Origin of the sequence: Achromobacter sp. GbtcB20, from assembly GCF_019091095.1 — a bacterium.
GTDB classification, from domain to species: Bacteria; Pseudomonadota; Gammaproteobacteria; order Burkholderiales; family Burkholderiaceae_B; genus Achromobacter; species Achromobacter mucicolens.
In genome coordinates this window covers 160,439-172,638 of sequence record NZ_JAGXJZ010000002.1, presented here as the reverse complement: position 1 = coordinate 172,638, position 12,200 = coordinate 160,439, and the positions used below count along the sequence as shown (strand labels likewise).

At 65.4% G+C, this 12,200-nt stretch carries 7 protein-coding genes and 1 pseudogene; 4 read left to right on the top strand and 4 right to left on the bottom strand.

Going from position 1 to position 12,200, the window contains the following annotated elements:
* The first annotated feature begins 173 nt into the window (after window positions 1-173).
* Window positions 174-2,225, top strand: coding sequence for an OPT family oligopeptide transporter (locus KVT32_RS03580; protein ID WP_152383736.1), 2,052 nt, complete (start codon window positions 174-176; stop codon window positions 2,223-2,225).
* On the opposite strand, the gene KVT32_RS03575 is transcribed toward KVT32_RS03580, so the two are convergent.
* The 4 genes and pseudogenes from KVT32_RS03575 to KVT32_RS03560 all read right to left on the bottom strand — a co-directional run bounded on the left by KVT32_RS03575 (window position 2,222) and on the right by KVT32_RS03560 (window position 6,910).
* Complete coding sequence (locus KVT32_RS03575; RefSeq protein WP_217617718.1) at window positions 2,222-3,448, bottom strand: M20/M25/M40 family metallo-hydrolase; 1,227 nt, start codon at window positions 3,446-3,448, stop codon at window positions 2,222-2,224. The two genes, KVT32_RS03580 and KVT32_RS03575, sit on opposite strands and share 4 nt — an antisense overlap.
* A 4-nt stretch (window positions 3,449-3,452) precedes the next feature.
* A pseudogene (locus KVT32_RS03570) lies at window positions 3,453-4,811 on the bottom strand (hydantoinase/carbamoylase family amidase); the annotation flags it as partial.
* Window positions 4,775-5,719, bottom strand: coding sequence for an allantoinase PuuE (gene puuE, locus KVT32_RS03565; protein ID WP_217617717.1), 945 nt, complete (start codon window positions 5,717-5,719; stop codon window positions 4,775-4,777). The gene puuE and the pseudogene KVT32_RS03570, both read right to left, overlap by 37 nt.
* A gap of 174 nt (window positions 5,720-5,893) precedes the next feature.
* Window positions 5,894-6,910, bottom strand: a complete 1,017-nt coding sequence (locus KVT32_RS03560) for a 1-aminocyclopropane-1-carboxylate deaminase (RefSeq protein ID WP_217617716.1) — start codon at window positions 6,908-6,910, stop codon at window positions 5,894-5,896.
* A gap of 192 nt (window positions 6,911-7,102) precedes the next feature.
* Between KVT32_RS03560 and KVT32_RS03555 the strand changes: the two genes are divergently transcribed.
* The 3 genes from KVT32_RS03555 to odhB all read left to right on the top strand — a co-directional run bounded on the left by KVT32_RS03555 (window position 7,103) and on the right by odhB (window position 12,107).
* The gene (locus tag KVT32_RS03555) at window positions 7,103-7,573 is read left to right on the top strand and encodes an Lrp/AsnC family transcriptional regulator (protein ID WP_217617715.1); all 471 of its coding nucleotides are present in this window, start codon (window positions 7,103-7,105) and stop codon (window positions 7,571-7,573) included.
* Between the two features lie 327 nt (window positions 7,574-7,900).
* Window positions 7,901-10,768, top strand: coding sequence for a 2-oxoglutarate dehydrogenase E1 component (locus KVT32_RS03550; protein WP_152383740.1), 2,868 nt, complete (start codon window positions 7,901-7,903; stop codon window positions 10,766-10,768).
* Window positions 10,769-10,871: 103 nt separating this feature from the next.
* Window positions 10,872-12,107, top strand: coding sequence for a 2-oxoglutarate dehydrogenase complex dihydrolipoyllysine-residue succinyltransferase (gene odhB / locus KVT32_RS03545; protein WP_056322139.1), 1,236 nt, complete (start codon window positions 10,872-10,874; stop codon window positions 12,105-12,107).
* The last annotated feature ends 93 nt before the right edge of the window (window positions 12,108-12,200 follow it).

Genomic DNA, 12,200 nt, shown 5'->3' with positions numbered 1-12,200 from the left:
ATGCCCGAGGCATGAGTCATCAAATTCCGCAAGGAAATCCGGCGCTTTCAGCATAATCTTTCGCCAGGATCCTGCGGCACGGCAGGTTCCACTGCACGATCGCGCTTACCGCTGGTGACCACGGGGTGGACGGTCTGGCGCTAGAATGCGCGGCTATCAATAGGGAGAAACCCATGACCCAGCCCATCCGCGTTCCGCCGGAGGTCACGCTGCCCGAGCTGACCGTCCGGGGCGTCCTGCTCGGCGCGCTGATCACCGTCATCTTCACCGCCTCGAACGTGTTCCTGGGGCTCAAAGTGGGCCTGACGTTCTCGTCGGCCATTCCGGCGGCCGTGATCTCGATGTCGGTCCTTCGCATGTTCAAGGACGCCAACATCCTTGAAAACAACATGGTGCAGACGCAGGCCTCGGCGGCCGGCACGCTGTCGGCCATCATCTTTATCCTGCCGGCGCTGGTCATGATGGGCCACTGGCAGGGCTTCCCGTTCTGGCAGACGCTGGGCATCTGCGCGGCCGGCGGCATGCTGGGCGTGATGTTCACGATTCCGCTGCGCCATGTGATGGTGGTGCAGAGCAACCTGCCGTATCCGGAAGGCGTGGCGGCGGCGGAGATTCTGCGGGTGGGCAGCGCCGAGCGCGCGCAGGACGCACCGCAGACCGGCGCGCACGCGTCGGCCAAACCCGCCGCCACCGGCATGGGCGACATCGTCGCCGGGGGCGTCGCGGCGGCCGTGGTCAGCTTTGCCGCCAGCGGGCTGCGCGTGCTGGGCGACAGCGTCAGCGGCTGGTTTGCATTGGGCGGCGCCGTGTTCAGGCTGCCGATGGGCTTTTCGCTGGCGCTGCTGGGTGCGGGCTACCTGATCGGCATCGTCGCCGGGCTGGCGATGTTGACGGGGTTGGTCATTGCGTGGGGCATCGCGGTGCCCATCCTGACCGCCATGGGCGACATGCCCGCGGGCGCGACGCTGGCATCCTATGCCACGGGGCTGTGGTCCTCGCAGGTGCGCTTCATTGGCGCGGGCGTGATCGGCGTGGGCGCGATCTGGACGCTGGCGACGCTGTTCGTGCCGATGGCGCGCGGCGTGAAGGCCTCGTTTTCGGCCTTGACCAAGGAGGGCGCGGCCCGAGCGGGCACCGCGCCGCGCACCGAACGCGACCTGTCGGCGGGCTGGATCTCGGCCGTGACGCTGGTGCTGGTGGCAATCCTGGTCTTCACGTTCCAGGTGTTCCTGTCGGGCACGCCGCTGTCGGCCGGCGCCATCTGGAAGCTGGTCGCCTACGCGGTCCTCTTCGCCTTTGTGTTCGGTTTTCTGGTGGCCGCGGCTTGCGGCTACATGGCCGGCCTGGTGGGGTCGTCGACCAGCCCGATTTCCGGCGTGGGCATCGTCGCCATCGTCCTGGTGTCCGTGCTGATGCTGGGCGTGGGCGGCGAGCTGATGGCGCTGGAAAACGGCGTGCAGATGGCGATTGCCCTGGCGATCTTCAGCACCTCGGCCGTGGTGGCGGTGGCGTCGATTTCGAACGACAACCTGCAGGACCTGAAGACCGGCTGGCTGGTGGGGGCCACCCCGTGGCGTCAGCAGGTCGCGCTGCTGATCGGCTGCGTCGTGGGCGCGGCGGTGATTTCGCCGGTGCTGGAGCTGCTGTACAACGCATACGGGTTTGCGGACGCGATGCCGCGCGAGGGCATGGACGCCTCGCAGGCGCTGTCCGCGCCGCAGGCCACGCTGATGCTGGCGATCACGCGCGGCATCTTCACCCATCAGCTGAACTGGACGATGATCCTGATCGGCATGGCGGTGGGCGTGGGGCTGATCGTGGTGGACGAGATCATGAAGCGCACCTGCAAGGTGGCGCGCATTCCCGTGCTGGCGGTCGGCATCGGCATCTACCTGCCGCCGACCGTCGCCGCGCCCATCGTGGCGGGCGCGCTGCTCGCCTGGCTGCTTGAGCGCGCCCTGCGCCGCCGCGCCGCCGCCGCCAACCAGCCCTACGACCGCTTCGCCGAGGCGGCCAACCGCCGCGGCGTGCTGATCGCCTCGGGCCTGATCGTGGGCGAGAGCCTGGTGGGCGTGCTGATGGCGGCCATCATCGGCGGCACGGGCTCCGAGGCGCCGCTGGCGATCGCGGGAGAGGCGTTCGCCGGCATGGCGTCCTACCTCGGGCTGGCCGTGTTTGTCATGGTGGCCGTGCTGTTCTGGCGGCGGGTGATGCGGCTGGCTTAGTGCAGCAAATCCGCCAGCGTGCGTGCAATGACCTTCGTCGCGCGGCGCAGGTCTTCCAGATTGATGCGCTCGTCGTTGCGCTTGGCGTGCGATTCCAGCACCGTGCGCGGGCCCGCGCCGTAGATCACGCCGGGGATGCCGGCTTCGGCGTACAGGCGCACGTCGGTGTAGAGCGGTGTGCCCATCGCGGGGATGGGTTCGCCGAACACGGCCTCCCCATGTTGCTGGATGGCCTGCACCAGCGGCTGCGCGCCGGGCAGCGGGCGCATCGAATTGGCCAGCAGCAGCCGCTTGATCTCGACGCGGATACCGGGACATGAAGCCGCGGCTTCTTCGATGATGCGCCGGATGTCGGCCTCGACCTCTGTGGCGTTTTCTTCGGGAATCATGCGGCGGTCCAGCTTGAAGCTGACCTTGCCTGGGACCACGTTCGTGTTTGTGCCGCCTTCGATCCGCCCCACGTTCAGGTACGGATGCGAAATGCCCGGGACCTGCGACGTGATCGCCTGGTAATGCGCGTTCTGCGCATACAGCGCATTCAGAATCGCGACGGCGCCTTGCAAGGCGTCGACGCCGCTGCTTGGGATGGCGGCGTGGGCCATCTTGCCGTGCACCGTCACTTCCATCTGCAGGCAGCCGTTGTGCGCGGTGACGACTTCATAGCTGAAGCCGGCCGCGATCATCAGGTCGGGGCGGGTCAATCCCTGCTCCAGGAGCCAGCCCGGACCCAGCAGACCGCCGAATTCCTCGTCGTACGTAAAGTGCAGCTCCACCGCACCGCGCGACGGCATGGCGACGGCTTCCAGCGCCCGCAGCGCAAACGTGAAGCTGGCGAAGTCGCTCTTGCTGACGGCTGCGGCGCGGCCGTACAGGCAGCCGTCCTCGATCTCGGCGCCGTAGGGATCGTGCTTCCAGCCGTCGCCGGGCGGCACCACATCGCCGTGCGCGTTGAGCGCGATGCGCGGGCCTGCGCCGCCGTATTCGCGGCGCACGATGAGGTTGGTGATGGACTGCATGCCGTAGTCCGCGACGGCCTGGGCCGGCACGGGGTGCGCTTCGGCGTGCAGGCCAAAATCCTGCAGCAGTTGCGCGGTGCGCTCGGCGTGCGGGGCGTTGTTGCCGGGCGGCGTGTCGGTGGGCACGCGCACCAGTTCTTGCAGGAAGCGGACTTCTTCGTGGAAATGGGCGTCCACCCAGGCGTCGAGTCGGGCGTAATCGGTCATGGCATTATGTCGAGGTTTCGTTGGCCAGCGCGTCGAGCAAGCCCAGCATGGCTTGCGCGGCAAGTTCGATATCGTCGCTGGTGGTGGATTCGCGGGGGTTGTGGCTGATGCCGTTGTTCTGGCCGCGCACGAAGAGCATCGCCTGCGGCATGATCTCGTGCAGCTTCATGGCGTCGTGGCCGGCGCCGCTGGGCATGCGGTGCACGGGGACGCCCAGCGCGTCGACCGCGCGCTCCCAGCGCTGCTGCCAGCGAGGATCGCTGGGCGCGGCGGCGGCGCGCATGGTTTCTTCAATCGAATAGCGCAGACCGCGCCGCGCGCAGATGGCGGCCAGCTCGGCCAGCACGTCATCGACCAGCGCGTCGCGCTGCACATCGCTGGGAGCGCGCAGGTCCAGGCTGAAGCGGCACTCGCCCGGCACGACGTTGATCGATCCGCTGGGCACCTCGAACATGCCTACCGTGCCGACCGAATCGCCATCGCGGGCGGCGCGGCGTTCAACATAGAGCGCCAGCTCGGCGGCCGCGACGGCCGCGTCGCGCCGCCGGTTCATGGGCGTGGTGCCGGCATGGCTGGCCAGGCCCAGGATCTGCACCTGATGGCGCACGCAGCCGTTGATGGACGTGACGACGCCAAGCGGCAGCCCCATTTCATACAGGACCGGACCCTGCTCGATGTGCACCTCGACAAAGCCCAGGTAATCGGCCGGATCGCGCCGCAGGCGGGCAATCCCGTCGATGTCCAGGCCCGCGTGCATCATGGCCTCGCGCATGGTGATGCCGTCCGCATCCTTCTGCGCGAGCCAGTCGGGATTGAAGCTGCCAATCAACGCGCCCGAGCCCAGGAACGTGGCCCGGTAGCGCTGGCCTTCTTCCTCGGCGAAGGCGATCACCTCCATGTCGAACGGCAGGCGCCGGTTCTCGCGATGCAGCGCGCGCACGCAGGCCATGGGCACGAAGATGCCAAGCCGGCCGTCGTACTTGCCGGCGTTGCGCACCGTGTCGAAGTGGCTGCCGGTCATGAGGACCGGCGCGCCGGACTGGGCGGCGCGATAGCGTCCCACCACATTGCCGACGGCGTCGATGCCGACCTCGTCAAAGCCGCAGTCTCGCATCCATTGCGAGATGCGCGCGGCGCAGGCGCGGTGCGCGTCGGTCAGGTAGGTGACCGTGAGCTGGCCTTTTTCGGCGTAGCCCGGATCGCTGTAGACGCTGAGCGCCTCGTGCCAGTCCCAGATGTCGCTGCCCATGCCGGTTTCGCCGTGGCGGCTGTGCGGGCGCGGCTCGACGTTCGGCTCGTTCAGATTGTTGGTCATGGTCGTCCTGTTCAACGGTCGGAGAGGTAGGGGTGGGTGGTTTTCCAGTGCCGCGCGATGTCCAGCCGGCGGCACACCCAGACGCGATCGTGGCGCGCGATGTGATCCAGGAAACGCTGCAGGGCAACGATGCGGCCGGGCCGGCCCAAGAGGCGGCAGTGCATGCCGATGCTGAGCATCTTGGGCGCCTCGCCGCCTTCGGCATACAACGCGTCGAAGCTGTCCTTCAGGTACTGGAAAAAGGGATCTGCGTGGGAAAAGCCCTGCGGCAGCGCGAAGCGCATGTCGTTGCAGTCCAGCGTGTAAGGCACGATGAGCTGCGGCGCCGTGGCGCCATCCGATTTGCGCACCTGCATCCAGAAGGGCAAGTCGTCGCCGTAATAGTCGCTGTCGTACTCGAATCCACCGTCGTCGGCGACCAGCGTGCGGGTGCGGGGGCTGTCGCGGCCGGTGTACCAGCCCAGCGGCCGCGTGCCGGTCAGCGATGTGATGGCGTCGATAGCCAGGCGCATGTGCTCGCGCTCGGTGGTTTCATCCACATTCTGGTAGTGGATCCAGCGCCAGCCGTGGCAGGCAATTTCATGCCCCAGTTCCACGAACGCCGCGGTCAGGTCCGGATGGCGTTGCAGCGCCATGCCGACGCCGAACACCGTCAGCGGCAGCTGGCGCTTTTCGAATTCCCGCAGGATGCGCCACACGCCCGCCCGCGAACCGTATTCATAGATGCCTTCCATGCTGAGATGCCGGTCCGGATAGCTGGCGGGGCTGAACATTTCGGACAGGAATTGCTCGGAGCCGGCGTCGCCATGCAGCACGCTGTTTTCGCCGCCTTCCTCGTAATTCAGGACGAACTGCACCGCAATCCGCGCGTTGCCTGGCCATTGCGCGTGAGGTGGATTGCGGCCGTAGCCGACCAGGTCGCGGGGGTAGGGCTTGGTGGAATCGTAGGCGGGCATGGGCGGGCGGGGGAACGCGAAACCGTGGCATGGCAACACACGATTCGCGGGTGGATTTGTGTATACAAAGTATGTACATCAAATGTCCCTACCGCGCCATCCTGGGTTGCCCTATGGGGAGCTCGGCATCACCGCAAGTCCCCGCAAAGCCACCCCATGACGCCGAAGCCGCCGCTATCCGTTGCGGTAGAGAAAGCTGTAGGCGTTGATCGCCGGCACCCCTCCCAGGTGCGCATACAGAACCTTCGAACCGGCGGGAATCTCGCCTTTGCGGATGATGTCCATCATCCCCTGCATGGATTTCCCTTCGTACACCGGGTCGGTCATCATGCCTTCCAGGCGGGCGCAGGTACGGATGGCATCGTTGGTTTCGGCTGACGGCAGGCCATACGCGGGATAGGCGTAACGTGTGTCGAGCACCACGTCCTTGTCTTCGATGGGTCTTTCCAGTCCGACGAGGTCGGCGGTGCGCCGCGCGATGCGCAGGACCTGGGCGCGCGTCTGCTCCGGCGTGGCGGAGGAGTCGATGCCGATGACGCGGTTGGCGCGGCCGTCGGCGGCAAAGCCCACGACCATGCCGGCCTGCGTGCTGCCCGTGACCGCGCAGACGACGATGTAGTCGAACTTGAATCCCAGATCGGCTTCCTGGCGGCGCACCTCTTCGGCAAAGCCCACGTAGCCCAGCCCGCCCAGCTCATGGTCGGACGCGCCCGCGGGAATCGCATAGGGCTTGCCGCCGCGGCGTTTCACTTCTTCAAGCGCCTCTTCCCAACTGCGGCGAAAGCCGATGTCGAAACCCTGGTCGACCAGCCGCACGTCCGCGCCCATGAGGCGGCTCATCATGATGTTGCCGACGCGGTCGTAGACCGCATCCGAATAATCCACCCAGTTTTCCTGCACCAGCACGCAGGCCAATCCCAGCTTGGCGGCCACGGCCGCGACCATGCGCGTGTGGTTGGATTGGATGCCGCCGATGGTGACGAGCGTGTCGCAACCTTGCTCCAGCGCCTGCGGGATCAGGTATTCAAGCTTGCGCAGCTTGTTGCCGCCGAATGCCAGGCCGCTGTTGCAGTCCTCGCGCTTGGCGTAAATCTCGACCTTGCCGCCCAGATGCTGTGAAAGGCGGTCCAGCTTTTCGATCGGGGTATCGCCGAAGGTCAGGCGATGACGGGGAAAGCGTTGCAGATCCATGGTGGCTCCTGATGATTCGGGCGGCCTGCGCTTTTTGGCAGGGTTCGCAAAAATCATAGAAATCATGGGCTTGAGGGGTCAATTGCGTTTTTTTTCAATCCGCCAAATCGAAACTTCGTTTATTGGTGTTTATGCAATTAATATTTCTAAATTAAAAACCGCGACCAAATTTAATTTTCAGGGACGCATTCCATGGCCGCCGTGTTCACGCTGGACCGCATCGACCGCCAGATCCTGCGCATTCTTCAGGACGACGCGCAGATCACCAATCTGGACCTGAGCGCGCGCGTGCATCTCAGTCCGGCGGCGTGCCTGCGGCGCGTCGAGCGGCTCAAAAGCGAAGGCATCATCCGAAAGACGGTCGCGCTGCTGGAACCTGCCGACGTGGACATGGCCACGCTAGTCATCGTGGGCGTGGTGCTTGACCGTTCCACACCCGACTCGTTCACCGACTTCGAGGAAGCGGCCAAGAGCATCAGCGGCTGCCTGGAATGCCACCTGGTGGCAGGCGAATTCGACTACTTCCTGATGCTGCGCATCCGCGATCTGGAAAGATTCAACAAGCTGCATGCGGGCGAGATCATCAAGCTGCCTGGCGTACGCCAAATTCGCACCTTTTTCGTACTGAAAGAGATCATGTCGACCACTGCGCTGCCTGTTTGACGCGGCGTAAATGCAACACTTGCCTTTTCTGCTATTCAAAATGACGCGCTGCGGCATTTTGCATTGACCGATTTTGGTGGCGCGTAGACGGCGCATTGGAAGGGGTTGGACGGACATTCCGTTGCTGCATGACGGCATTCCGAAAGGGCTTTCGCGTCACGGAAATGCGGGAAGACGCCCGTAAACTCAAAGGGTTATACTTCTCGACCATAGGCTTTCAAGGCTTGTACGCGCCTTCTGCCCCTGCTATCCGCCTAACGGGAAGCCCGTGTCGCGGAAGGTTTTCCTGCATCGTCTCGAGTGAAGCACTCGTAAAGGTGAAGCGATATGTCTTCGGAAATAGAATCTCTATCCACGTCTTACCTCTTTGGGGGTAATGCCCCGTATGTCGAGGAGCTTTACGAAGCCTACCTCGATAACCCCGGTTCGGTACCTGACAACTGGCGCGAATATTTCGACCAATTGCAGCACGCTCCCGCAACCGACGGCCAGGAATCCACTCGCGACCAGGCCCACGCTCCCATCGTCGAATCGTTCGCCCAGCGCGCCAAGGCCAATGCCTTCGTGCAACGCTGCGCCGAACCCGACCTGAGCGTGGCCAGCAAGCAGGTTTCGGTGCAATCGCTGATTGCCGCCTACCGTTCGCTGGGTTCGCGCTGGGCCGACCTCGATCCGCTCAAGCGCCAGGAACGTCCGCCGATCCCCGAGCTCGATCCCGCCTTCTACGGCCTGACCGAAGCCGATCTGGACCAGACGTACTCGGCCACCAACACCTACTTCACGACCGCCAGCACGATGACGCTGCGCGACATCCTGAAGGCGCTGCGCGACACCTACTGCCGCAGCATCGGTGCAGAATTCACCCACATCTCCGACCCCGCCGCCAAGCGCTGGATCCAGGAACGCCTGGAAACCACGCTGGGCGCGCCCACGTACACCGCGGAAGAAAAGCGCCACATCCTTCAGCAGCTCACCGAGTCCGAAGGCCTGGAACGCTTCCTGCACACCAAGTACGTCGGCCAGAAGCGCTTCTCGCTGGAAGGCGGCGAAAGCTTCATCGCCTCGATGGACGAAGTAGTCAACCACGCCGGTGAAAACGGCGTCCAGGAAATCGTGGTCGGCATGGCCCACCGCGGCCGCCTGAACCTGCTCGTGAACATCATGGGCAAGATGCCCGGCGACCTGTTCGCCGAGTTCGAAGGCAAGCACGCCGAAGGCCTGACCGACGGCGACGTGAAGTACCACAACGGCTTCTCGAGCGACCTGTCCACGCGCGGCGGCCCCGTCCACCTGTCGCTGGCGTTCAACCCGTCGCACCTTGAAATCGTCAACCCCGTCGTCGAAGGCAGCGCACGCGCCCGCCAGGAACGCCGCGGCGATGCCGAAGGCAAGCAAGTGCTGCCGGTGCTGGTGCACGGCGACGCGGCCTTTGCCGGCCAGGGCGTCGTGATGGAAACCCTGAACCTGGCGCAGACGCGCGGCTACGGTACGGGCGGCACGCTGCACATCGTCATCAACAACCAGATCGGCTTCACCACGTCCGACCCGCGTGACTCGCGTTCGACGCTGTATTGCACCGACGTGGTCAAGATGATCGAAGCCCCGGTGTTCCACGTCAACGGCGACGATCCCGAAGCCGTGGTGTTCGTCACCAAGCTGGCGCTGGACTACCGTCTGCAGTTCCGCCACGACGTCGTCGTGGACATCGTCTGCTTCCGCAAGCTGGGCCACAACGAGCAGGACACCCCGTCGCTGACGCAGCCCCTGATGTACAAGCGCATCGGCCACCACCCCGGCACGCGCAAGCTGTACGCTGACAAGCTGACCACGCAAGGCGTGCTGGCCGACGGCGAAGCCGATCAGCTGGTCAAGGACTACCGCCAGCTCATGGAAGACGGCCAACGCACCATCGAACCGGTGCTGACCGACTACAAGAGCAAGTACGCCATCGACTGGTCGCCGTTCCTGGGCGCCAAGTGGACCGACCAGGCCGACACCGCCGTGCCGCTGGCTGAACTCAAGCGCATCGGCGAACGCATCACCACCGTGCCGGAAGGCTTCACGGTGCACCCGCTGGTCGCCAAGCTGCTGAACGACCGCCGCACGATGGCCAAGGGCGAAATGAACCTGGACTGGGGCATGGGCGAACACCTCGCCTTCGCGACCCTGGTGTCCTCGGGCTACGCCATCCGCATCACCGGCCAGGATTCGGGCCGCGGCACGTTCACGCACCGCCACGCCGTGCTGCACGACCAGAACCGCGAACGCTGGAACGACGGCACCTACATTCCGCTGCAGAACGTGTCGGAAGGCCAGGCGCCGTTCACCGTCATCGACTCCGTGCTGTCCGAAGAGGCGGTGCTGGGCTTTGAATACGGTTACTCCAGCGCCGAACCGAACACGCTGGTCATCTGGGAAGGCCAGTTCGGCGACTTCGTCAACGGCGCCCAGGTCGTGATCGACCAGTTCATCAGCTCCGGCGAAGCCAAGTGGGGCCGCCAGTCGGGCCTGACGCTGATGCTGCCGCACGGCTACGAAGGCCAGGGCCCCGAGCACTCGTCGGGCCGCATCGAGCGCTTCCTGCAGCTGTGCGCCGACAACAACATGCAGGTGATTCAGCCGACCTCGGCTTCGCAGATCTTCCACGTCCTGCGCCGCCAGATGATCCGTCCGTTCCGCAAGCCGCTGGTGCTGTTCACGCCGAAGTCGCTGCTGCGCAACAAGGACGCCGGATCGCCCCTGACCGATCTGGCCGGCGGCAGCTTCCGCCCGGTCATCGGCGAGGTCGACGAGGCCATCGACGCCAGCAAGGTCAAGCGCGTGCTGGCTTGCTCGGGCAAGGTTTACTACGACCTGGTCAACGCCCGCCGCGAGCGTGGCGCCGACAACGTCGCCATCATCCGCGTCGAGCAGCTGTATCCGTTTGCGCACAAGTCGTTCGAAGCCGAACTGCGCAAGTACCCCAAGGCAACCGAAGTGATCTGGGTGCAGGACGAACCCCAGAACCAAGGCGCCTGGTTCTACGTTCAGCATCACGTGTACGAGAACATGGTCGAAGGCCAGAAGCTTGGCTACGCAGGCCGTGCCGCGTCGGCATCGCCGGCCGTGGGCTACCTGGCCAAGCACCAGGAGCAGCAGAAGGCCCTGATCGAAACGGCCTTCGCGCCCAAGTTCAAGGTCATGTTGACGAAGTAACTCTTGCTTGATGCACGCGCCGCGGGCGGCAAGCGTTCCGGAACCCCGTTTCGAACCTTGCCGCGCCGCGTGACAAGAACACACTCTCTACGGAATAAACAAAATGGCTATTACCGACGTCGTCGTTCCCCAACTTTCCGAATCCGTTTCCGAAGCCACCCTGCTGACCTGGAAGAAGCAGCCGGGCGCTGCCGTTGAAGCCGACGAAATCCTGATCGAAGTCGAAACCGACAAGGTCGTGCTGGAAGTGCCGGCCCCCGCCTCGGGCGTGCTGTCCGAAATCGTCAAGGGCGATGGCAGCACCGTGACCTCCGGCGAAGTGCTGGCCCGCATCGACACCGCCGCCAAGGCTGCCGCCGCCGCCACCGCACCGGCCGAAGCCCCCAAGGCCGCTGAGCAAGCCGCCGCCGCGCCGGCGCCCGCCGCTGCCGCCCCGGCCTCGACCGCCGCTGCCGGCGTCGCTTCGCCCGCCGCCTCGAAGATCCTGGCCGAGAAGGGCGTTGACGCCGCTTCCGTGTCGGGCACCGGCCGCGATGGCCGCGTGACCAAGGGCGACGCCCTGGCCGCCAGCGCCCAGCCCAAGGCCGCGCCGGCCAAGGCTGCCGCCGCGCCCGCCCCGACCACGCTGTCGCTGGACGGCCGTCCGGAACAGCGCGTGCCGATGAGCCGCCTGCGCGCCCGCATCGCCGAGCGCCTGCTGCAATCGCAGCAGGAAAACGCGATCCTGACCACGTTCAACGAAGTCAACATGCAGGCCGTCATCGACCTGCGCGCCAAGTACAAGGACAAGTTCGAAAAGGAACACGGCATCAAGCTGGGCTTCATGTCGTTCTTCGTCAAGGCCGCCGTTGCCGCGCTGAAGAAGTACCCGCTGATCAACGCCTCGATCGACGGCAAGGACATCATCTACCACGGCTACTTCGACATCGGTATCGCTGTCGGCAGCCCGCGTGGCCTGGTGGTGCCGATCCTGCGCAACGCCGACCAGCTGTCGATCGCCGACATCGAGAAGACCATTGCCGACTTCGGCCGCCGCGCCGCTGACGGCAAGCTGGGCATCGAAGAAATGACCGGCGGCACGTTCTCGATCTCCAACGGCGGCGTGTTCGGCTCGATGCTGTCGACCCCGATCATCAACCCGCCGCAATCGGCCATCCTGGGCGTGCACGCCACGAAGGATCGCGCCGTCGTCGAAAACGGCCAGATCGTCATCCGCCCGATGAACTACCTGGCCCTGTCCTACGACCACCGCATCATCGACGGCCGCGAAGCCGTGCTGGGCCTGGTCGCCATGAAGGACGCCCTGGAAGATCCGCAGCGCCTGTTGCTGGACCTGTAATCTCGACGCCCCTGGCCGGCGCCGAACGCGACCCGCAAGTCGCGCGGCGCCCGGGCCGGCTCCCCGCCGGCCCGCAGCACGACCCCGCTGGGC